Source organism: Paenibacillus contaminans (assembly GCF_003285015.1).
GTDB lineage: Bacteria > Bacillota > Bacilli > Paenibacillales > NBRC-103111 > Paenibacillus_V > Paenibacillus_V contaminans.
The window spans coordinates 505820-529046 of sequence record NZ_QMFB01000001.1; the positions used below are offsets into that span (position 1 = coordinate 505820).

Here is a 23227-nt window from a genome sequence, read left to right on the forward strand (position 1 = left end):
CTACGAGCGATAGGGGGTGTTTATTTCATGACCGCGTTTTTTGGCGTGCCCGTGAGTAAAACCTCTTAACATTTCCAGTTAAGAGGTTTTTTTATGTTGCGATTTTTTTAATGAAGGAAAGGCAGGAAAACAAATTGAGAAAATATCGTTTACTTACTTGGCTGCTGATTGTCAGTCTTTTTATTTCGTTATTCTCGACAGGCAGCTTAAAAACGTATGCCCAGCAGGTTGAGGCCGTACCGAAAGGTTACGTCACGCTGTCAGTAGAAAAATTCACATTGGGTCAAGGCTATTATCGGGAACCGATGAGGATTCCGTTTTACGAAGGAGACAACGGCGCTGCCATACTGACGCGCGAGCTAGGCAAGGAAAATATTAAGCATACGGGAACCGTCGAAAATTATTTTTATTTATCCAAGGTTAAGGATGTTACAAGCAGCGTCTATATTCCGCAGTACATCGTCAATCAGATCGAACTTGGCGGAGGTCAAGTCGAGTCGAAGAGAGATCCGGAATGGCTCGGAGAATTCGATTACACCTCGATGTCCGGGTGGATGTATGCAGTCAATAATGTTTTTCCCAACGTAGGTTTTTCCGATTACAAACCCGAAGACGGCGACGTGATCCGCACGCAATTTACCGTTTATGGGTATGGATCGGATCTTGGCAATACGTGGGGAACCGGCTTCATCAACACGGCGAATAAGGATACGCTCACGGCCGTTATCGGTCAGATCAACAGCGCCCCCGATAAATCGGTTCTGTTGTCCGACTCTGCGGTCAGAGCTTCTTATGAACAGGCGTATGACATACTCAAAAATATGGAGAGTACGCAAGCAGACGTCGATCTTTTGCTTACGGAGCTTGATAACAAACTGGGATGGGATCATGTTAAGCCGGTGTTGTCGGTACAAGGCATATCGGATCAACAAGCTTTTACCAGTAAACAGATTTCCTTCCAAGTAAGCGCGACGGACAACGTAACACTAGGCATTTCGCCGGAAGTCCAAGTTAATGGAGCCGCGATTGCAGGGGCGAACGGCGTATTTACCGTTAATTTAACGGAAGGATATAATTCGATTGTTATAACGGCGTCGGATGCTTCCGGCAATCGGGTTAAGCAAACGTTCGAAGTCTACTACAGCGTTTGGAGTGCAGCGAAAGATCATCTTAATAAAAGTCTTGCCTATATGTATGACACGATAACGAATCCGACTTTTGGCACGCTTGGCGGCGAGTGGTCGGTTCTGTCCTTGGCCCGCGGCAATCACCCGGTTCCGGACGCTTACTACATCACTTACTATAAGAATGTCGTAAGCAAGGTCAAGGAATTGATGGCCAAAAATAACGGCGTTCTCGACAAGAACAGAAGCACGGAGCATTCGCGGCTTATCCTCGGCTTGGCTTCCTTCGGCTTAGATCCGCGGGATATTGCCGGTTACGACATAACGAAGGCGCTGTCCGATTACGATTACATATTGAAGCAAGGCATTAATGGGCCGATCTTTGCATTGATCGCCATGAATACCGTCAATTACGAGTTTCCCGCTGTCGATGATGGAAAAACGCAAACGACGCGCGACAAACTGATCGACTATATTTTGAGCAAGGAAGTTAACCAAGGTGCGGCCAATGTGGGGGGCTGGGCGCTCGGGGGAACGAAAGCCGATGTCGATATGACGGCAATGGCTTTGCAGGCACTTGCCCCTTATTACCTGAAGAATGATAAAGTAACATCCGCAACCGATCGTGCGCTTAACTGGCTGTCCTCCGTGCAGAATGCAACAGGCGGATTTACGAGTTACGGGACCGTCAATAGCGAAAGCATCGCGCAGGTCATCACCGCGTTATCCGAAATCGGCTTTGATCCGTCTTCGGACCAAAGATTCGTGAAAAACGGTTACTCGGCCGTCGATGCGCTTCTGGCATTCGCTGCGCCCGAGGGCGGATTCAAGCATATTCTATCGGAAAAGAAAGCAAACGGCATGGCAACCGATCAGGGAACGTATGCGCTTGTTTCCTTCAATCGGATGATGCAAAGCGAAAATCCTTTGTACGACATGACGGACGCAGACAAACTCGCGCTGCCCGAAAATCTTGACGAGATAAAAATGTCTTTGCCATCGGGGGACAAGCCTAAAGTAAACGTTCCGCCAAGCGGGTTCGATTATTCGTTACCGATAACCGAAGCGGACTCCAATAAAGAAATAACGGTACAAATCCCGAGCAATTCGAACGCGAGAATCACTTTGAATTTGCCGGCGAACAGCGACTTGCCTATGATCGAAGCCGTCAAAGGCAATGTATCGGCGGTTATTCCGAAGGGTGCGCAAATCCGAAACGGTGACGGCTCGTCGCTGGAATTGCTCACAACCATTGACGGAACGGACGTTGCGCTTAAAGATCAAGTAAGCGGAATCGTCGCCGCCGGAACGAAGCTTGATTCCATTGCCAAGGCAATTACGATGGGCGGCACGGCTGGCGTTACGTTTGATCAATTCGTCACGTTGACGTTCACCGGGATGAGCGGGAAACATGCCGCGTACATTCAGAACGGAACGGCGCAAGCCATTGCAAAGTTTGCAAGCGACGAAGCTGGAATGCAAAGCGGGAAAAACGAGTTTGCCTACGACAGCGGCAATGATCTTATCGTAAAAACGAAGCATTTTACCGACTTTATTGCCTATAACACGAGCATAGTAGAGACACCGGGAGGAAACGGAGGAACGAATCCGCAGCCTGCCAAACATATTACGTTCTCCGTAGACAAGGCGACGATCAATAAGGGATACGTTCTCAATCCCGTATCTGTGGAATTGCAGCCGGGCGATACGGTGTGGAGCGTATTCCAAAGAGAGCTTGGCTCCAGAAGCATTCCGTATGAGCATGAATGGAACGAAAAATACGACAGCGTTTATGTGCAATCCATAGCAGGAGACGGGGAGTTCGATCACGGTACCGGCAGCGGTTGGATGTACAATGTGAACGGCACCTATCCGAATTTCGGAGCGAGCAAATACGTCCTTGCGGACGGAGATACCGTTCAATGGCGGTATACGACCAACTTAGGCGTGGATTTGGGGCAAGATCCTAGCGAGTGGGAAAATCCCGATGGGAACGGTACAGGAAACGGATCGGGTAACGGTACTGGAACCGGAAGCGGTACAGGATCGGGAGCAACACCAAATCCGAATGATAAAAAGCCTGTCACAACCGTGCCTTCGTATCTGCAAAAAGATTTTATTTTCGATATTACGAAGCAGCAGCTCGGAACCGACAATATTACGTTGAACATTCCGGATGTGAAGCCGAAAGTTATTTTGAACGTTAAAGAAGTTCAGGACCGCATCCCGATGATCACGGTCAACAAAGGGGCGCTTTCGCTTGTTATCGACCAAGGTACGAGGCTTATTGCGGGAGATAGCGGAATAGAGCTATTTACGGCGCTAAGTGCGGAGGATGATTCTCTTCAGGCTTTAATCCAAAAGAGCCTTGGCGCTGACGACTTGCTTGAGAAAATAAGCCATGCTTTCGTAATGGGAAGCTCGAATCGATCCTACTTGTTCGATAAGCCGCTTACCCTCGCGATTAAGGGAGAGAAAGGGCAGCTGGCGGGATTTGTCGAAGACGGCAAGTTTACGCCGATCGTCGTTTACGATTCCGAGGAGCAAGGTAAGCAAGCAGTTAAAGGAAGTGAGAAATTCGCTTATGCATTCGTCAATGGCGACGATCTAATGATCAAGACGAATCATTTCACGTCTTACGTCACATACAGCGTCAGCCAATCCGAAACGGGCAGCGCATTCGACCTGGCGAAGAAGTATGCTGACGCAGGCGAAATTTCGAGTTGGGCGTACAATGCGATCTTAGAAGGTACGCAGCGCGGCTTCGTCGAGGGCAGCGAAGGCAAAATGAATCCGAAAGCTGCGGTGACGAGAGCGGAATTCACGAAGCTGCTTGTTTCGGTTCTTGGAGTCGGCTTGTCGTCGAATCAAACGAGCGGGTTTGCGGATGTGAGTCCTGATCAGTGGTTTTATCCTTACATTAATACAGCGCATCTTGCGGGATTTATCGATGGATACAATGACAAGTTTTATCCGGACGATACGATTACCCGTGAACAAATGGCCGTTATCTCGAAGCGCGCTTTAGGTATTCAACCTGCAGCAGCCGCTGCCACGATAACCGATCTGGACGAAATATCCTCTTGGGCGAAGGCGCATGTTCAATCGATAGTCGCACAAGAGCTGATGACTCCGGGGGTGGACGGACGATTCCTGCCGGGCGATACGGTTACGCGGGAAATGGCAGCCGTAGTTGCGATGCGAGCGTTCGCTTACCATAACGATAACGGCAATCGCGGCGGGGAACAGCCCGAACAACCGGATGCCATTAAACAGGCTGTCAAGAAGCAGATCGAGGAAACGGCCGCTTACATGCAGCAATCGATCCCCGATCCGGCTGTAGCCAGCATTGGCGGCGAGTGGACCGTTCTAAGCTTGGCGCGTTCCGGCGTACAAGTTCCGGCATCCTATTTCGAGAAGTATTATGCCAATCTGGAAGAAACGCTGAAAGCGAAGTCGGGCAAGCTGCATGCCGTCAAATATACCGAGTACAGCCGAGTCATGCTGGCGCTGACTTCCATCGGCAAAGCAGTCGATGACGCGGCAGGGTATTCGATGATCGACAAGCTGGCCGATTTCGATACCTTGATCAAGCAAGGCATCAACGGGCCGATTTTCGCGCTGATCGCGTTAGACAGCAAGAAGTTTGACATTCCCATCGTGTCAGGTGTCAAAACCCAGACAACAAGGGAAATGCTGATCGACTTCATTTTGAAACGGGAGCTTTCGGGCGGCGGCTGGGCGCTAGGCGAAAAAGCAGAAGCCGCCGATCCCGATATTACAGCCATGGCTATCCAAGGACTGACCCCGTATTACGATACGAATGAGGCCGTGCATGCAGCCATAGACAGAGGCATTTCATGGCTTTCCCAAAATCAGCAAGCGGACGGCGGTTATGCCAGCTGGCAATCCGCTAACTCGGAGAGTGTTGCACAGGTCGTCGTCGCGCTGACGGGCCTTGGCATCGATCCGCAGTCCGATCCGAGATTCGTGAAAAACGGGCGATCCGCTTTAGAGGCACTCCTTGGTTTTGCTGTACAAGGCGGCGGATTTTATCACATTATGCCTGGCGGTATCGATAATGGCGGAGCTAAGCCTGGTGACGTCGATCCGATGGCAACGGATCAGGCGATGTACGCTCTGGTCGCTTACGACCGGTATTTGAACGGGCAAAATCGTCTGTATGACATGACGGACGTATGAACGCGAAAGCAAAGAAATGGCTTGCAGCCCTAGGGATCGTTTGTCTGCTAGTTATCGCATTTTTTTGGGGCGGTACGGGACGGGATGATGCGGGCAAACTTGCAGGCAACCGCGAAACGATCCGGCAGGAAACGGCTTTGCCGCAGCCGACGATCGGGCCGTCCGGTATTGCGTTGACGGCTTCACCGACGCCAAGCAGCGCCGATCGGACAGTCTCGGAATCGCCTAATCCTTCAGCGGAGCCGAATTCGGAGGCGGAAGTTGCCGCCTCTCCGGCTGGTTCGGGCACAGAGTCGCCTCAAGCCGCCGATCCGACTCCTGCTCCCGACAAGAAGCCTGAGCCGGAATCGGCATCCAAGCCGGAAGAGTCTGCAGCTCCGGCGACGAATCCGGCTTCCGCCCGGCCGGACACCGAAGCGGATGGCCAAAAGGACCGTTATCTTACCGATCCGGTGCCGGAAGGAAAGCCTAAACCAGTCGAATGGCAGGATGTTACCGCCGACAAGCAGAAGCCTCTAACGGCTACACTGGCCGTAACGAGCAAGACGATTCTCGACCACCTTGATCAATTCAATAAAGATAAGCTCGAGGTGCTGCCGGAGGACGGCGTCATTTACAAATCGCAGACGGTCACGTTTTATGAGGGAGAGTCCGTTTTCGATTTGCTGCTCCGAGAGATGAAGAACAATAAAATTCATATGGAGTTCTCGATGACCCCGATCTATAACAGCAACTATATCGAGGGGATCAACAATATTTATGAATTCGACTGCGGCGAGCTGAGCGGATGGATGTACAAAGTGAACGGCTGGTTCCCGAATTACGGAAGCAGCAGGTATATGCTGAAGGACGGCGATGCTGTCGAGTGGATGTATACATGCGATTTGGGTCGCGATATCGGCGGGGACCAAGCGGCATCGGGGGGGAAGAAGTGAGACGAGATTCGTTTTCCACTTTTCACCCCATCGTCAATTTTGCTTATTTTTTTGCCGTCTTGGCATTCGGCATGATTTTTGCACACCCGGTTCTGCAAGCCATCTCGTTAGTAAGCGCTGTTGTATACTCGGTGATGCTTAACGGCAGGAAAGCAATCCGATTCAATTTAATATATTTGCTGCCGATGCTGCTGATCATGGCTGTAATCAATCCGCTTTTCAACCATGCGGGCGTTACGATTCTGTTTTATTTCAAGAACGGGAATCCGGTTACGCTGGAATCCATTCTATACGGCGTATCGGCATCCAGCATGTATGTCACGGTCATCGTTTGGTTTTCCTGTTACAATGCCGTGATGACGTCGGATAAATTCATTTATTTGTTCGGTAAAATGATGCCGGCCTTATCGTTGGTATTCTCGATGGCGCTTCGGTTCGTGCCCAGGTATAAAAACCGGATCAAAGCGATTTCGCACGCTCAGAAATGCATAGGAAGAGATGCTTCGCAAGGGAGTTTACGGAAACGCGCGCGAAACGGCATTCGCATTCTGTCCGTCATGACCACTTGGGCGATGGAAAATGCGATGGAAACCGCCGATTCCATGAAGTCGCGAGGATACGGATTGCCGAATCGTACGAGCTTCTCGACATTCCGGTTCGATAATCGGGACAAAGCGGTTTTCGCGGTTATGTCCTGCCTCATTGCGCTCGTTCTTGCAGGAGCGGCCGCTGGAGAAAATACGATACGCTTTTTTCCATCGATTCGTCTGAAGGAAGTATCGACCTTTGGGATAGCGGTGTACGTAGCTTATGCCGCTCTTTGCCTGCTGCCGGCGGCGATTCAGATCGTGGAGGATATGAAATGGAAATCTATCGCATCGAAGACGTAAGCTTCTCGTTCCCCGGCCAGGAGAAAAACGCGCTTTCCCATATCCGGCTTTCAATAACCGGCGGGGAGTTCGTGACGATATGCGGAAAGTCGGGCTGCGGCAAGAGCACCTTGTTAAGACAGCTCAAAACCTCGCTTTCACCGCACGGACGCCGTACGGGCGAGATTTATTTTCGAGGGCGGCCGATCGTGGAATCGGATCAGCGAACGCAAGCGTCAGAGATCGGTTTTGTACTCCAAAGCCCGGATAATCAGATCGTGACGGATAAAGTATGGCATGAGCTTGCGTTCGGACTGGAAAGCTTGGGCTGCGATCAGCGGACCATCCGGCTGCGCGTCGCCGAGATGGCCAGCTTTTTCGGCATTCAGGCCTGGTTTCATAAGCAGGTGTCGGAGCTGTCCGGCGGCCAGAAGCAGCTGTTAAATTTGGCGTCCGTTATGGCCATGCATCCGTCCGTGCTCATTCTCGACGAGCCGACCTCCCAATTGGATCCGATCGCAGCCGCCGATTTTTTGGAAACGGTAAGCAAAATCAACCGGGAGCTCGGAACGACCGTCATCATGACCGAGCACCGGCTGGAGGAGGTGCTTCCGCTTGCGGACCGGCTTGTTGTGCTCGACGAAGGAGCCGTAATTGCCGACGACACCCCGCAAAAAGCGGGTGAGAAGCTGCGCAAGGAAGGCCATCCGATGTTCGCTTCCATGCCCACCCCCATGCAGATCCATGCTGGGGTCGCCGATTGCGAAGCAGCATCCGCAGACGCACCTGGTCCGATAACCGTCAAACAGGGTCGTCATTGGCTGAACGGCTATCTGAAAGGACGGACAGCGCCAACGGCCGTTCCGGAAGAAGTCTCCGAGAGCCCTCGTCCGGTCAAAACAGCGGTCCAGTTCAAGGACGTCTGGTTTAAATACGAGAAAAACGGGCCGGATACGATCAAGGATTTGTCTTTGGAGATAAGGGAGGGCCAATTTTATTGTTTGGTCGGAGGAAACGGAACGGGGAAAACGACGGCTTTATCGCTGATCGGCGGAATATTGCGCCCGTACCGGGGAAAAGTGCAAATCGACGGACATAACCCGGCATCGATGAGCGCTGCGCAGCTCTTTACAAATCGGTTGGGCGTCCTCCCGCAAAATCCGCAATCGTTATTCGTTCAAAAAACGGTAGAGCTAGATCTGTATGAAATGCTGTCCGATTCGAAGCAAACGAAGGAAGAGAAGAAGGATAAAATCGGCTCCGTCGTCCGGTTCGCCGAGCTGGAGCATTTGCTGCACATGCACCCGTACGATTTGAGCGGCGGAGAGCAGCAGCGTGCGGCACTAGCTAAAGTACTGCTATTGGAGCCGAAAATTTTACTGCTCGACGAACCGACCAAAGGTTTGGACGGCTTTTTCAAAGAAAAGCTTGGCTTATTACTGAAAAAGTTAAACGGGGAGGGCGTAACGATCGTCATGGTCTCCCACGATATCGAGTTTTGCGCCAAGTACGGGGAGGTATGTGCGATGTTTTTCGACGGAACGGTCATTACCGTAAACAGCACGAAGAAGTTTTTTGCAGGAAACAGCTTCTATACGACAGCGGCGAACCGCATGGTGCGTCATATTTGGCGGGATGCCGTAACCATAGAGGACGTGATCGGGCTATGCCGGAACAGCCGTTAGCGGATCGCCGTTTAAGCAAACGCACGCTGCTGGCGGCGGCGCTTATTCTTCTCGTCATACCGGCAACGATGCTGATGGGCATTTTTGTATTGGATGACCGCAAGTATTATTTTATCAGTCTGCTGATTTTGCTATATACGATGGCTCCGTTTGCCTTGGTCTTCGAAAAGAGGAAGCCGCAAGCCCGGGAGCTTATCCTGATCGCCGTCATGGCTTCCATTGCGGTGGCGGGCAGGGCCGCATTTTTTATGGTGCCGCAGTTCAAGCCCGTTGTCGCGATCGTCATTATTACGGGAGTCAGTCTCGGGGCGGAAGCAGGGTTCCTTGCGGGAGCGACAGCCGGATTTGTGTCCAACTTTTTTTTCGGTCAAGGGCCTTGGACGCCATGGCAAATGTTTTGCTTCGGCATCATCGGCTTTTTGGCAGGCGTTTTGTTCAAAAAAGGGTGGCTGAAGCGGACCAAGCTTTCCTTATGCATTTTCGGAGGATTCGCGACGTTTCTCATCTATGGCGGCATTATCAATATCGGCTCGCTTATGATGTTTACGCCGAAATTTTCCGCAGAGGCACTGCTGGCAGCCTACGCATCCGGCTTCTGGTTCGATATGGTGCATGCGATCGCCACCGTCGTTTTTCTATGGCTGCTCTCTCGAACGATGATTGAAAAGCTGGACCGCGTCAAAAGCAAATATGGGTTGATCGAGCCGTAAACAGCGTTAAACAGTGAAGTCCGCTGATCGGTAAGTAAGCTAAAAGGGCAGCATGTATTCGTCATTCCTATACATGCTGCCCTTTTTTTGTTGCTGTCAATTGCGTGTGAAAAATATTCCCATCGCATATGTGCAGGAAAGTGAAACATGAAGGCCGAAATCTAATGAAACTTGAAACGGTGTTTTCATTTCTTGAATGGAGGAGAGAGCAATGATCCGGATAGCTGCGGAGTCGGAATTGCCGGAAATTTTGGAGATTTACAATGAAGCGATTTTGCAAACTACCGCCGTTTACTCTTATGAAGCGGTAACGCTGGAAAACCGGTTACTATGGTTTCGGGAGAAACAGGAAAAAGGTTACCCGGTACTCGTCATCGAAGACGGCGGGCGGGTTATGGGGTTTGCAGCATATGGCCCGTTTCGGCCGTGGCCTGCCTATCAATATACGATCGAGCATTCCGTATACGTACACAAAGAATATCGCGGACGTGGGGCCGGAGAGCTGCTGATGCGCGAGCTGATACAGCTGGCCGAGGCGAATGGTTATGCCACGCTAATAGGCGGAATCGACTCCGCTAATCAAGGAAGTATCGCATTGCATCAAAAGCTTGGTTTCGTTCACTCCGGCACGATCCGTAGGGCCGGCTACAAGTTTGGCAGATGGCTCGACCTTGCATTTTATCAACTTGATTTGACCGGACCGTCAAATCCGGCGGGTTGACGGACTCAATTTTTTATCCTTATTAATAAAGCGGCATTTCAGGACTTCTCACTTGGTCCTGGACTGCCGTTTTTTTGTGCAGCAAAGATTGCGTTTCCCTTGTTTACGTTTTCTTAACATCAGGTTTACTTGGATTTAACCATCCGAACTTGGCATCAAGTTAGACTAAGTCCGAGGTCAATTAAAGGCGATCAGGGAGGTTCCTTATGAAAGTCGAGCTTCATTGCCATACCAAGCTGTCTGACGGCTCCTATACCTTCGAAGAAGTTTTGGAGCTTGCAGTGCAAAACAAAGTCAGCCATCTGGCTATCACGAATCACGATACGACCGCCGGCTTGCACGATATGCAAAATCTTGGGAAACAAAAAGGGATCGAAATCATTCCGGGCATCGAAATATCGGCGTACGATTTCAAGCGCAGCAGAAGAGTGCATATTCTCGGCTACTTTATCGAGCCGGGGCATGCCGCGATCGAGAGCTTGTGCAGTCCGCTGCTGGTTAAACGGCATCAAGCGAGCCTCGTTATGATCGAGAAGCTGATCCAAGCGGGCTATGCCATTACGCAAGAGCAAGTGATGAAGTTTGCCGAAGGCGGAACGGGCATTTACAAGCAGCACATTATGCATGCGCTTATTGAACAAGGATACACGACATCCATATACGGACAATTGTACAAAACATTATTTTCGCGCGGGCAGAACGGTTCGGAGCCCGGCATCGCTTATATACCGATGGAGTATGTGGAGGCAAGCGCGGCAATTTCGGCAATCCGTGCGGCCGGTGGTGTTCCCGTACTTGCGCATCCCGGGCAGTATGGAAACTTCGACGCGGTTCCGGAGCTTGTCGCTTGCGGACTTCTAGGAATTGAAGCCTGGCATCCGCTGCACGGGCCCGAAGATGAAGTCAGAGCGCAGGAGTACGCATTGGAATTCGACCTGGCCGTGACCGGAGGCTCGGATTTCCACGGCTTTTATGGAGAGAAGGAAACGACGTTAGGCTGCAATAGTCCGGGCATCATCTGTGTACACGATTTGCTGGTACGTAAAGGAATTTGATATCAACGAGCTTATAAGGGAGCGGATTTTGATGAAGCACATTCATAAACCGGGAGCGCACGACGCGCTTTCGGTCGAGCCCAGCATTCACGAAACGAGTCAAATGCTCGACAGCTACGCAGGCGAATGGACGTCGATCGGCCCATACAACCATATCGTCGAATCGAAGATCGGCGCTTATACCTATACGATGGATGATGTAACGATCAATTATACGGAGATCGGAAAATTTACTTCGATCGCTTCACACGTATGCATCAATCCGGTGAACCATCCGATGGACCGCGTTACGCAGCATCATATGACCTATCGCAGAGCGGGCTTCGGTTTTGCGGTTACCGACGATGAAACGATCTTTAACTGGCGTCGTGAAAATCGGGTTACGATCGGACATGACGTATGGATCGGGCACGGAGCCATCGTGATGAAAGGCGTCAATATCGGGGTCGGAGCAGTTGTCGGTTCAGGTTCGGTCGTAACGAAGGATGTCGAGCCGTATACGATCGTCGTAGGCGTACCTGCCAGGCCGATCAAAAAAAGATTCGATCAAGAGACGATCGACAGTCTCCTCCAAATCGCTTGGTGGGATTGGCCGCGAGAGGTGCTGGAGGAACGTTTCATGGAGCTGAACGATACGCAAAGCTTCATCAAGAAATACGGCGGAGCGCGTTAGAGCGAAGCGGCAAATATAGAAAGGGGGGTTACCCGCGTGTCGGAGGAAATGGATATTATGGATCGTCTGATGGCTGACATTCAAGGCGGCAAGTATGATCCCGACGACAAGCTGCCGTCCGAGAACGAGCTGGCCGATTTGTTCAGGGTCCCCCGGATTACGGCCCGCAAAGCGTACGAGCGGCTTCAGGAGCTCGGCTATATTTACTCCAAGCAAGGAAAGGGCAGCTTTGTCAAAGACCGGCACAAGCGCATTCCCCTGATGCTGTACGGTAATGAAAGCTTCAGCGCAAAGATGGTGCAGCTCGGTTACGACTATGAGTCGAGAAATCTGTTTTGCGAGCCAATCGACTATAACGAAAAAATATTTCAAGCGCTCGGTGCGGAAGAGCACGAACGTGTATTTAAAATAGGCAGGCTGCGGATCATCGACGCGGAACCGATCGCTCTGCACATTTCGTACGTAACGGAAGCTTTATTCCCGGATATCGAGCAAGCCGGAAGAACGATAACCTCGATGTTCGAGTTTTACAAAGAAAGAGGATATGCGAAGCCCCGATCTTCGCAAACCTTGTTAAGCGTCACTTCGCCTACGAAATACGAGAGGCAGCTGTTCGCCTGCTCCAGTCTCATCCCGTTATTGGTACTGGAGTCGGAGCTTTCCGACGAGAAAACGGGGCGAATGCTGGAGTATTCAAGAATTATGTACCGTGGAGACTATTTCACTTACGTGCTTAAAGAGTCGGATTGATTAACACAATCTTAACACCTCATCAATTGGCAACAAGATATAGTGGCTTTGTCCCGGGAAACGATCACAAGCGTAAGGAGGACTTGTATGAAACGAAAGCAAAGAACCGAGATATTGATCAACGGTTCCGGCACGGTGGCCGCAGAGCTGGCGCAGCAAATCAAAGAACGATATGAAGTGGCGACGGTGGAAGAGCCGAATCACGGACTTATCATGGTCAAGGTTAGGGAAACGGCGCAAAAAAGTCTTTTTTATCTCGGCGAAGTGTTCGTCACGGAGTGCAAAGTCGAAATCGCAGGCCGAATCGGCGTCGGCATCGTCAAAGGCGATGAACCTCAGCTGGCCTTCGACCTTGCCGTCATCGATGCGGCCTATGAGGCAGGGCTGCAGGAAACCGCAGCATGGCAGGCGAAGCTGGCGGCCGAAGCGGAACGCATTGAGGAACAGCGGCTTGCCTACGGCGAGCAGGTGCTCAGAACGAAAGTCAATTTCGAAACGATGGATACGGATTGAGAGGAGCGGACGTTATGAAGCTGGATCTTGTGCACGATATTCAGACGGCTTATCGAAAAGTTGTGGACGCCATGTCGAGACCGGGTCAGCTTGCGGATCTGGCCGATGAAGCCGGGAAGGCGGACCGGGACACAGGCTGTTATTCCACGACGCTGGTGATCGCAAGAATGCTGCTGGACACGGAGGTATCCTTTAAAGTGTTATCAGCCGATGAAGAACGGGTTACGAATGTATTCAATCAATTGACATATGCGAAAGCGGTGACGGCGGAACAAGCCGATTATATATTCGTTCTGCATAATGCTACAGCGGAACAACTGCTCCGCGCGCTCGAAAGCGCAAAGATCGGGGAACTGACCGACCCGCATCATTCGGCGACGATCATCGTGGAGACGGCGTCGTTATCGGAAGGCGACGTGCTGACGCTCGCCGGTCCCGGCATCCGGCATTCGGCAACGGCCAAAATGACGGCAAGCTTGGACTGGGTGGATGTGCGCGAGGAGAAAAATGCGGAATTCCCGCTGGGCATCGATCTGATTTTCGTCGATAACGATCATCGGCTGCTCGGTTTGCCAAGGACGACGAAGGTCTCGAAGGAGGTCGGATAATGGGTTACGTAGCAGTGAAAGGCGGAACGGCCGCCATCGAGGAATCGCTCAAGCGGATCCGGTACGAGAGAGTCAAACAAGGAAAAGTGCTCGACATCGACATGATCGAGAGCGGTATGAGAGGCCTGATCGATCAGGTCATGTCGGAGAGCAGCCTATACGGAGAAACGCTTGCGGCGGTCGCGGTCAAGCAGGCGGAAGGTAATCCGGAGGAAGCGGTTTTCCTGCTTCGCGCTTACCGTTCCACGCTGCCAAGAAAGCATTACTCCCGAACGGTGAATTCAGGGGAAATGCTTGTGGAAAGAAGAATTTCGGCTAGCTTCAAAGATATTCCGGGCGGGCAAATTCTCGGCGCATCGACGGACTACAGTCATCGGCTGCTCGATTTCGAATTGATAAGCGAAACGGAAGAGTCGGTCAAGGAATGGCTCGAGGAATTTGAACGCGCCGGCGAGGAAAGGTTTGAACGCGCAGAGGAAGCGGCATTTATGACCAGGCTGCCTAAAGTGCTTGATTATTTGCGCAAGGAAGGACTTATCGCCGATTGCCCGGACGATCCGCGGGAGCCGGACGACGTCACAAGACGAAGTTTGACTTTCCCGGCCAGCCGCAGCCAGAAGCTGCAAATTTTGACCAGGGGGCAGACGGGTGCCGTTACTTCTATGGCATATGCGGTCATTCGCGGGTACGGCAATCTCCATCCGACGGTCGGAGAGCTCCGGGTCGGGAACCTTCCGATCTATGTGAATAATCCGCTCGATTCCTCCGGGAGCGAAGAAGACGCCTACTTTATCGGAGATATCAAGGTGACGGAAGTCGAAATGCTGATGCCGTCGATGGTCGAGAAGGAAAAAGGCAGGAAAGAGCTGGAGTTCGCGTTCGGTTACGGGCTTTGCTACGGGCAGAATGAAACGAAAGCAATTGCCATGAGCATTTTGGACAAAAGCCTTGAGAGAAGCGACAATAGCATACCGACCCAGAATGAAGAGTTCGTGCTGTTCCATATCGATTCGGTGGAATCTACAGGATTCATTTCTCATTTGAAAATGCCGCATTACGTCACCTTCCAAGCGAAGCTGAACGACGTGCGCAAGACGAAGCAGACCCAAACTTTGGCTGCCGAAGAGGTGTAACCGATGCAAATTCAATATAATTTCGCTTTTTTCGATGAGGGCTCCAAAAGAGAAATCCGCAGAGCGACGCTGAAAGCGATCGCCGTTCCGGGCTATCAGGTTCCGTTCGCTTCCCGGGAAATGCCGATAGGCAGAGGATGGGGGACCGGCGGCCTGCAGCTGACGCTTTCCTTGATCGGCAAGAATGACATTCTCAAAGTGATCGACCAAGGCTCGGACGAGTCCGTAAACGCCGTCAGCATCAAAAAGCTGATAAGTAAAACGACAGGCGTGCAGACCGTAGACGAAACGTCGGAGGCGACGCTCATTCAATCGCGTCACCGCGTACCCGAAATCCCGCTGAAGCCGGGACAAATTCTAGTTCTTCAGGTGCCGATGCCGGAGCCGCTGCGGATGCACGAGTCCAGCGAGCTGGAGACGAAGAAGCTGCACGGGGAGAAGGATTACAGCGGTGCGTGGCTGACGCTGTTCGAGCAGATCATGAAGTACCGGAACATGACGACCGGCGCGGACCATCCGGTTATGGTGCAAGACAGATATGTGATGGCTCCGAGTCCGATTCCGAAATTCGATAATCCGAAGCTGAACGGATCCGAGGCTTTGATCCTGCTCGGGGCAGGCCGGGAGAAAAAAATATACGCCGTTCCGCCATACACCAAGGTCGAATCCCTGGCTTTTGACGACGTTCCTTTTCGACCGGAATCGTTTGAGGGGAAAAGCTGCAAGCAGTGCGGCGCCGACGATACGTTCCTCGACGAGCTTTTCGATTCGGACGAGGGAGTCGCTTATTACCAATGCAACGACAGCAGCTATTGCTTGAGCAGAATGAACCGGAAGTTTGCAGCGGGAGGTGTGAAGTGATGGAGGCATTAGCAAGGATGGAGGAATCGGCTGCGCCGATCCTGAAGGTGCGCAATTTGAATAAGCAATTCGGCGGAGGCTGCGCGAAGTGCGATAATCCTGCGGACAGAAAGCTGGAAAAAAACTATTGCCCCGATTGCGGCACCGTTTACTCTTGCCGAAACATTTCGTTCGATCTGTTTGCCGGAGAAGTGCTTGGTATCGTGGGAGAAAGCGGAAGCGGCAAATCGACGCTTATGCGGTGCATGTACTTCGATCAGGAAGCAACAGGCGGGGAAGCGTATTTGCAGCCCTATAAAAACGGGGAAAGCAATCTGTTCGCGGAATCGTCCCAGCAGAAGCGTTATATCCGGAACCACATGATGGGCAAGGTGTACCAAAATCCGGTTCTCGGCCTGAGAATGGGCTTCACCTCGATCGGCAACATCGCCGAGAAGATGATTGCAGCTGGCAACAGAAACGTAGGCGCGATGGAAGCAAGGGGTAGCGAGCTTCTTGAGAAGGTGCATATCCCCGTCCATCGGATGAAGGAAGCGCCCAAAAACTTTTCCGGCGGCATGCAGCAGCGCGTGCAAATCGCCAAAGCATTGTCGAATAACCCGCCGATTCTTCTGCTGGACGAGGTGACGACGGGACTCGATTTATCGGTTCAGGCCAATGTGCTCGATTTGATCAAGCATTTGCAAAGGGAACTGAACATTAGCATTTTGCTCGTTTCGCATGATTTGGGCGTCATCCGGATGCTGGCCGACCGGACGCTTGTCATGCTGGACGGCAGCATTGTCGAGCAAGGCTTGACCGATCAAATTCTGGAGGATCCGCAGCATGCGTATACGCAGCAGCTGGTTCATTCCCTATTATAACGAAGGAGGCGGCTCATGTATCTCATCACGAACGGACTTATCGTAACGGAAGAAGCCATTTTGGAAGGATTCGAGCTCCTCGTGTTAGGCGGCCGCATCGAGCGGATCGCAAGGAGAGGAGAAATCGCGCCGGATGAACATACGGAAGTGATCGATGCGGCAGGAGGTTATGTCACCCCCGGGTTTATCGATATTCATTCCGATTATATCGAGCATATGACAGCTCCGCGCCCAACTTCGCTTATCGATTTCCGGCTCAGCCTGAGAGAAACGGAGAAGGAGCTCATCTCTCACGGCATTACGATGATGTACCACTCGCTTTCGATTTTCAAATCCGTCGATTACAAATACCGTCCGATCCGCGAGCCGGAAAACGTCCGAAAGCTTGTCGATCTGATAGAGGAAACCCATTCCAGCAAACACCTGGTCCGCCACCGCTTTCACGCGAGATTCGAGATCGACAATTTGGACGAAATCGATAATCTCAAAAGCTATATCTCCGAGAAGAAAGTTCATCTGATCTCGTTCATGGACCATACGCCGGGGCAAGGACAATACCGGGATCTGGAAATATACAAAAAAACGATCAAGGGCTATAACGATTTTACCGACGAGGGCATCGATGAAATCATCGCCAATCATCAATCGAAGCCGAAAATGACGGAGGAAGGCATACGCGAAATCGCCCGGCTAGCGGAGGAGAATCAGATCGCGATCGCTTCCCACGACGACGATTCACTAGAGAAGCTGGAGCTTGTGCAAAGCTTCGGCACCGTCATCAGCGAGTTCCCGATTACCCTGGAAATAGCCAAAAAAGCCAAGGAATTGGGTTTGTACACGGTAGGGGGCGCGCCTAACGTCATCCTGGGAGGTTCGCACAGCGGCAACCTGTCTGCGGAGGAAGCGGTTCGTCACGATTGCATCGATATTTTATGCAGCGACTATTATCCCGCCGCCATGCTTCACGCCGTGTTTTATTTGGCTAAACAATGCGGCAAGGACCTTACCGACATGTTCAAAATGGTTACGCTGAATCCCGCGAAAGCCGTCAATATCGATGCGGAGTACGGCTCGATCCGCGAAGGGAAGAAGGCCGATCTCCTCATTATCGAGAAGCTTGACTCCGAATTCCCGGTCATTACGACCGTCTTCGTCGACGGCAAGCTGATACAGAAAACGAACTACCGCATCTGAAAGGAGGGATAGTGTGGAAAATATTTTGGCGATCGAACAGTTGACCAAATCGTTCACGCTCCATAATCTCGGCAAACACATCAAGGCGATCGATAACGTCAGCTTTTTTCTGAAGGAAGGGGAATTCGTCGGCATTACCGGCAAAAGCGGCAGCGGTAAATCGACGGTGCTGCGATGCATTTACCGGACTTATCTGCCCCAGGGAGGCCATATTTGGTACAACTCCAAAATGTTCGGAACGATCGATTTGGCTCATGCTTCCGAGCGGACGATTATCGACCTGCGCAAATATGAAATCGGGTACGTCTCGCAATTTTTGAATGTGATGCCCCGCACGACCGCGAAGGAGCTCGTCAAGCACGCTATCGTCGAGATGGGGCATGATGCCACGTTCGCTGAACGGGAAACGGAAAAAATCCTTGAGCATTTCGAATTGGACCGCAGCTTATGGGACAGCTATCCGGCAACCTTCTCGGGAGGCGAGAAGCTCCGCTTGAATATCGCTAGGGCGATGGTCAAACGGCCGCGTTTGCTGCTGCTTGACGAGCCTACGGCGAGTCTTGACGAAACGTCCAAGCTAAAGGTCAAAATGCTGATCGAGCAGCTCATGAAAGAGGGAACGACAATGCTCGGCATTTTTCACGACCTGGAGTTCATGCGGAATTTATGCGACCGTGAATACCGGATGCAGGACGGCCGTTTTGCCGCGGCTGCTGAGGAAAGAAGCGCCTATACAAGATCTTAATATCGGGTTTACAGTCCGATGATACAAGTCGCGTATAGTAGTCTTGTCTGGCTAGGGCGTGTCTGAAAACTCCGATGAGAGCAGATTTTGCCGAATTTTCGTTCCATGCAAGGCGCGTTTGTGAAGGCGTACCGGGGGTACGTCAAGCAAACGGAACGAAGTAGGGGGTGAAAAGGCGGTGAAAGATGCCTCGTAGTGGGTTTTGAGACACGCCCCAATACCGATTGACAATTCGAGAGGAGTATACAAATGAAAAAGGCATTATCGATTGTTTGTTCATTAACTCTGGCTGCAGTAATTGCAGGCTGCGGCACGAAAGCGGCTGACTCCAAAGGCGCCTCCGCAGATGTTAAAACGAAGGACACCCTCACGATCGCATGGTATCCGAACGAATCCGGAGCGGATTTGAAAGACGCCCGCGATGAAATCGGCAAAGCGATTGAGAAGGCGATCGGCAAAAAGGTGGAGCACAAGACGACTACGGACTATATCATCGCGATCGAATCGATTGCAAACGGAAATGCCGATCTGGCATTTATGGGGCCGCAAGGCTATATCGAAGCGAACGCCAAAAATAAAAAGGTGCAGCCGCTCGTCGTGCAAAGCGGAGAATCCGGCACGCTGGACGACGCCGTTTACTACAGCTGGCTGAACGTGCGCAAAGGCGAGGAAGAGCAATACAAAAACGGCAGCGGCTTCGCGATCGACAACATCGCCGGCAAAAAATTCTCTTTCGTTTCGAACAGCTCTACGTCCGGATTCAAAGTGCCTTCCGCCGGAATCGTCAGCACGTTCAGCAAGATGGATAAATACAAAAGCTTGACGGCCGAAGATTTGCTGCAAGGCGGAAAAGACAAATTTTTCAGCGAAGTGTTGTTCGGCGGCTCGCATCAGGGCTCCGCAGTCAACCTGCTGACGGGCAAAGCCGATGTTGCGGCATTCTGTGACACGTGCGTTGCCAACTATGTGGAGATTTCCTCCGGAACGGCAAGCAAGCCGGGAACGGTTTATAAAGTAAAGCAAGGCGCGGCCGAGCCGTTTAATAACTTGGTCGGCAAAGAATTTACGCTCATTTCCGTAACGCCGGTACTTAATTCGCCTTTTGCCATCAACACGGGAACCGTAAGCGCCGACGACATTAAGAAGCTGAAGGACGCTTTCACATCCGACGAAGTAACGAAAAACGAGAAAATTTTCATCCCGAAAGATTCCAAGGCATCCGGCTTGTTTAAGATGAAAACGGGCAAAGAGCATTTCCTTACAGTTGAAGACGCTTGGTTCAATCCGGTCAGAGAATTGTCCAAATAAGTCGGACGCCGGAGCAGTACACAAATGAAACCCGGGGAGATACGCATGACAACGTTATTGGAATTCAAGAACGTATCGAAACAGTACGGTCACGATACGAAGGCCTTATCCGATGTGAGCTTCGCCGTGAAGGAAGGAGAATTTGTTTCGGTCATCGGTCCCTCGGGAGCGGGAAAATCGACCCTTCTTCGCTGCATTAACCGGATGATCGAAGCGAGCGAAGGCGAAATTTTGTTTGACGGGACCAATGTGCTGAAGCTCGGCAAAAAGGATTTGAAGCGTCTGCGGACGAGAATCGGCATGATTTTTCAGCATTACAATCTGGTCAACCGGTTAAGCGTGATCGAGAACGTTCTCCACGGCAGGCTCGGTTATAAGTCGACGCTTGCCGGCGCGCTCGGCTTTTACAGCGAGGAAGAGAAGCGGCAAGCATACGGCATTTTGCGGATACTTGGCCTCGAGGACCATGTTTACAAAAGATGCGATCAGCTTAGCGGCGGCCAAAAGCAGCGCGTGGGAATTGCCAGAGCATTGGTACAGGACCCGAAAATGCTATTATGCGACGAGCCGATCGCTTCCTTGGACCCGAAGGCTTCCAAAGTCATTATGGATCATCTGAAAAATATTTCGGATAAGATGGGCATTACGGTCGTCGTGAACTTGCATCAAGTGGACGCAGCCTTAAAATATTCGGACAGAATCATCGGCGTCAACAAGGGAACGGTCGTTTACGATGGCGCGCCTGATCGCATTTCGGGGGAAGTGCTGCAAAGCATTTACGGCTCCGAGGCGCTGGATATCATCGACAACCGGGGAGGACAGCATGCAGGCTGATTATTTTGCGAAGAAAAGAAGGCAATCCTATATTTATAGCGGATTGCTCCTCTTGTTGACGCTGGCGGCTATGGTCGTGACGGAATATGACGCCGTAAAAGGGCTCACTTCTATTCCGAAGGCGGCGGACTGGGCGTTATCGAACTTTTATCCGAACGAAAAAGCGATGACAAAGCTTCCCGATATTATGGATCAGCTCATCGAGACGGTCCTGGTGTCGATCGCTGCGACTACGGTTGCGGGAGTGCTCGCGCTGCTGTTCGCGTTACTCGGCTCCCAAACGACAGGCGTAAACAGTATAATCGGCTCCATAAGCAGAGCGATCGCGACGCTTTTCCGAAATATCGATGTCGCGGCTTGGTCGATGATTTTGCTGTTTTCATTCGGACAAAGCGTTTTGACCGGCTATTTCGCGCTATTTTTCGGATCCTTCGGTTTTCTTACTAGGGCGTTTATGGAGTCGATCGATGAGATCGGCAACAGCTCCGTAGAAGCGCTTAGGGCGACCGGAGCGGGCTACTTCTCGATTATTTTCCAGTCCGTCATCCCTTCAAGCATTCCGCAACTGCTTAGCTGGATCTTATTCATGGTGGAAACGAACATCCGGCAAGCGACATTGATCGGCATTTTGACGGGGACGGGAATCGGCTTCTTGTTCAGCCTGTACTATAAAAGCTTGAATTACAGCGCGGCAAGCTTGGTCGTTATCGTGATCGTTTGCGCCATTCTGGCGATCGAGTATATTTCAAATTATGTGAGAAGGGTGATTTTGTAATGGAATGGGAGGAAACGGCCGGCGTCGTGGGAAGCAAGACCGGACGTCTTGAAGACAGACCGCTCAAGGCGAAACCGTTCAATAAAGCTTCGTTCGCGATCCAAATGACGCTCGCCGCGCTTGCGGGGCTGACCGTATACGGCTTCGCCACCTTCGACTACAAAGACGTTAATATTGTCGAAGGCATCATCTCTACCGCGGAAACGGTCAAAACGATGTTTTTGGAGCCGCGGATACAGCATTTTACGTTCGGCGAAGCGCTTAAGCAGATCACCGTTACGCTGGGACTCGCTTTTTTGACCACATTGTTCGGAGCGATTATGGCTTTGTTTCTGGGGCTGCTGGCTGCACGTAATTTATCTTCAAAAACGGCGTCCGTCGTCATCAGAGGGTTTGTCGCTTTCATCCGCGCCGTCCCGACGGTGCTTTGGGTGTTGATCTTCGCGGTAGCGGCTGGGCTTGGGAGCGTGGCGGCCGTTGTCGGCATGACCTTCCACTCGATGGGATACTTGATCAAGGCGTATTCCGAGTCGTTCGAGGAATTGGACAAAGGCGTGATCGAAGCGCTCAAGGCAAGCGGAGCCAATTGGTGGCAGATCGTATTTCAGGCCGTCATCCCGTCTTCCATTACTTATATCGTTTCCTGGACCTTCCTGCGTTTCGAAATCAACTTTGCCGTCGCCGTCGCCATGGGCGCCGCCGCCGGAGCGGGCGGAATCGGCTTCGACATGTTTATGGCAAGTTCTTTCTACTACGATTTGCGGGAAGTCGGCGTGATCACATATTTCATCCTTGCCTTCGCCATCGCGCTGGAAATTGTGGCTTCCAGATTGAAGAAGAAGCTGAGAGCAAACACTTAGATGCGGCTTGGTTTAGTTATATGAGGCATTGGCTCGTAAAAGGATTCTAGAGGCATAGTAAAAGGGAGCTTTCCAAGCGGAAGCTCCTTTTTGGTGTTGCCTGGAGGGGCGGGAAGCTTTCGCGAACCCGCTTACTCATTCCTGTAATCGTATTTCTCATTTGGCATATTCAAGACTTTTCCATTGATTTTTACCGTATCGTTATCAAGCCAAAAAATATTTGCGGTTCTGTCTCTGTACTGCCAGTATATGTTTTTTTTCTTTTTGGATCTTTCGTTGAAGACTAGTTCTGCTCTTACTGAGAAGTCTGTCGTTATACTTCCGTTTGTTAAGTATGCTTTTACTGTATATTTGCCGTCTGGAGAGGTGGATTGCGTAATGAATTCGCCTGTCGGGAGGCGGTTCATGTCAAAGAAAGCCCAATAAACGAAATATCCGAACGCGCATGCGAATAACAGCAATATGGAAAAAACAGCAATTATCACTTTTCTGATCGTTCGTTTGCTTTCCCGCTTATCTTGTTCATATGTAAAATGCTCCATGTTTGCCTCCGTTAAAATAGGGTCTCTTTCGATTGAATAGCGAGGCTGGCGATCAACTTCTTCAAGGCTATTGACGAATTTTATGTACGGGCTATCATAATCGTTATCCCCAAATTAGGATTGATATGTTACGAATGAGGCCGAGGACCTTGACTTTCATGCGATTCGATCGTATTTCAGGAAGAAATCCAAGAGAGGAGCAAAGAGTAAATAAAAGCAACGCAAAGTCAACAGATGTAACTTGGATGAAAAAGGCTCGCTTCATA

General features: G+C 51.2%; 21 protein-coding genes. 20 read left to right on the forward strand and 1 reads right to left on the reverse strand.

Features of this window, described 5'->3' with window-relative positions:
* The first annotated feature begins 134 nt into the window (after positions 1–134).
* The 20 genes from DQG23_RS02305 (at position 135) to DQG23_RS02395 (ending at position 22419) form a co-directional block, all read left to right on the forward strand.
* Positions 135–5327 (forward strand): S-layer homology domain-containing protein, encoded by a 5193-nt coding sequence (locus tag DQG23_RS02305; RefSeq protein WP_113029562.1) that lies wholly within the window; start codon positions 135–137, stop codon positions 5325–5327.
* On the forward strand, positions 5324–6262 hold the full coding sequence (locus tag DQG23_RS02310; RefSeq protein WP_113029163.1) for a DUF4430 domain-containing protein: 939 nt from the start codon (positions 5324–5326) through the stop codon (positions 6260–6262). Before DQG23_RS02305 ends, DQG23_RS02310 begins: the two co-directional genes overlap by 4 nt.
* The gene (locus DQG23_RS02315) at positions 6259–7152 is read left to right on the forward strand and encodes an energy-coupling factor transporter transmembrane component T (RefSeq protein ID WP_238177714.1); all 894 of its coding nucleotides are present in this window, start codon (positions 6259–6261) and stop codon (positions 7150–7152) included. The genes DQG23_RS02310 and DQG23_RS02315 overlap by 4 nt, the downstream gene beginning before the upstream one ends.
* Positions 7125–8816: an ABC transporter ATP-binding protein gene (locus tag DQG23_RS02320; protein WP_192894536.1), complete on the forward strand. Its 1692-nt coding sequence runs from the start codon at positions 7125–7127 to the stop codon at positions 8814–8816. The genes DQG23_RS02315 and DQG23_RS02320 overlap by 28 nt, the downstream gene beginning before the upstream one ends.
* Positions 8798–9526, forward strand: coding sequence for an ECF transporter S component (locus DQG23_RS42515; RefSeq protein WP_192894537.1), 729 nt, complete (start codon positions 8798–8800; stop codon positions 9524–9526). Before DQG23_RS02320 ends, DQG23_RS42515 begins: the two co-directional genes overlap by 19 nt.
* 211 nt (positions 9527–9737) lie before the next feature.
* A complete protein-coding gene (locus DQG23_RS02325; RefSeq protein WP_113029165.1) occupies positions 9738–10247 on the forward strand; it encodes a GNAT family N-acetyltransferase in 510 nt (169 codons plus the stop codon).
* A 206-nt stretch (positions 10248–10453) separates the two neighbouring features.
* Positions 10454–11302: a PHP domain-containing protein gene (locus DQG23_RS02330; protein ID WP_113029166.1), complete on the forward strand. Its 849-nt coding sequence runs from the start codon at positions 10454–10456 to the stop codon at positions 11300–11302.
* 31 nt (positions 11303–11333) lie between these two features.
* The gene (locus DQG23_RS02335) at positions 11334–11975 is read left to right on the forward strand and encodes a DapH/DapD/GlmU-related protein (RefSeq protein WP_113029167.1); all 642 of its coding nucleotides are present in this window, start codon (positions 11334–11336) and stop codon (positions 11973–11975) included.
* A gap of 36 nt (positions 11976–12011) precedes the next feature.
* On the forward strand, positions 12012–12725 hold the full coding sequence (locus DQG23_RS02340) for a GntR family transcriptional regulator (RefSeq protein WP_113029168.1): 714 nt from the start codon (positions 12012–12014) through the stop codon (positions 12723–12725).
* A gap of 87 nt (positions 12726–12812) precedes the next feature.
* The gene (phnG, locus tag DQG23_RS02345; protein WP_113029169.1) at positions 12813–13238 is read left to right on the forward strand and encodes a phosphonate C-P lyase system protein PhnG; all 426 of its coding nucleotides are present in this window, start codon (positions 12813–12815) and stop codon (positions 13236–13238) included.
* Positions 13239–13252: 14 nt separating this feature from the next.
* Positions 13253–13846 carry a phosphonate C-P lyase system protein PhnH gene (phnH, locus tag DQG23_RS02350; RefSeq protein WP_113029170.1) on the forward strand — a complete coding sequence of 198 codons (594 nt, stop codon included), beginning with the start codon at positions 13253–13255 and terminating at the stop codon, positions 13844–13846.
* On the forward strand, positions 13846–14979 hold the full coding sequence (locus DQG23_RS02355; RefSeq protein WP_113029171.1) for a carbon-phosphorus lyase complex subunit PhnI: 1134 nt from the start codon (positions 13846–13848) through the stop codon (positions 14977–14979). The genes phnH and DQG23_RS02355 overlap by 1 nt, the downstream gene beginning before the upstream one ends.
* A gap of 3 nt (positions 14980–14982) precedes the next feature.
* On the forward strand, positions 14983–15840 hold the full coding sequence (locus DQG23_RS02360) for an alpha-D-ribose 1-methylphosphonate 5-phosphate C-P-lyase PhnJ (RefSeq protein WP_113029172.1): 858 nt from the start codon (positions 14983–14985) through the stop codon (positions 15838–15840).
* A gap of 17 nt (positions 15841–15857) precedes the next feature.
* Entirely contained in the window at positions 15858–16703 is an 846-nt protein-coding gene (locus DQG23_RS02365; RefSeq protein WP_113029563.1) for an ATP-binding cassette domain-containing protein, read from the forward strand.
* A 15-nt stretch (positions 16704–16718) separates the two neighbouring features.
* A complete protein-coding gene (gene phnM, locus DQG23_RS02370; RefSeq protein ID WP_113029173.1) occupies positions 16719–17897 on the forward strand; it encodes a phosphonate metabolism protein PhnM in 1179 nt (392 codons plus the stop codon).
* 13 nt (positions 17898–17910) lie between these two features.
* Entirely contained in the window at positions 17911–18642 is a 732-nt protein-coding gene (locus tag DQG23_RS02375) for a phosphonate C-P lyase system protein PhnL (RefSeq protein WP_113029174.1), read from the forward strand.
* A 249-nt stretch (positions 18643–18891) separates the two neighbouring features.
* Entirely contained in the window at positions 18892–19950 is a 1059-nt protein-coding gene (locus tag DQG23_RS02380; RefSeq protein WP_113029175.1) for a PhnD/SsuA/transferrin family substrate-binding protein, read from the forward strand.
* A gap of 45 nt (positions 19951–19995) precedes the next feature.
* Positions 19996–20784 (forward strand): phosphonate ABC transporter ATP-binding protein, encoded by a 789-nt coding sequence (gene phnC, locus DQG23_RS02385; protein WP_113029176.1) that lies wholly within the window; start codon positions 19996–19998, stop codon positions 20782–20784.
* A complete protein-coding gene (locus DQG23_RS02390) occupies positions 20774–21559 on the forward strand; it encodes a PhnE/PtxC family ABC transporter permease (protein WP_113029177.1) in 786 nt (261 codons plus the stop codon). The genes phnC and DQG23_RS02390 overlap by 11 nt, the downstream gene beginning before the upstream one ends.
* Positions 21559–22419: a PhnE/PtxC family ABC transporter permease gene (locus DQG23_RS02395; RefSeq protein WP_113029178.1), complete on the forward strand. Its 861-nt coding sequence runs from the start codon at positions 21559–21561 to the stop codon at positions 22417–22419. Before DQG23_RS02390 ends, DQG23_RS02395 begins: the two co-directional genes overlap by 1 nt.
* A gap of 131 nt (positions 22420–22550) precedes the next feature.
* On the opposite strand, the gene DQG23_RS02400 is transcribed toward DQG23_RS02395, so the two are convergent.
* Positions 22551–22961 (reverse strand): DUF5412 domain-containing protein, encoded by a 411-nt coding sequence (locus DQG23_RS02400; RefSeq protein ID WP_113029179.1) that lies wholly within the window; start codon positions 22959–22961, stop codon positions 22551–22553.
* Positions 22962–23227 lie beyond the last annotated feature (266 nt).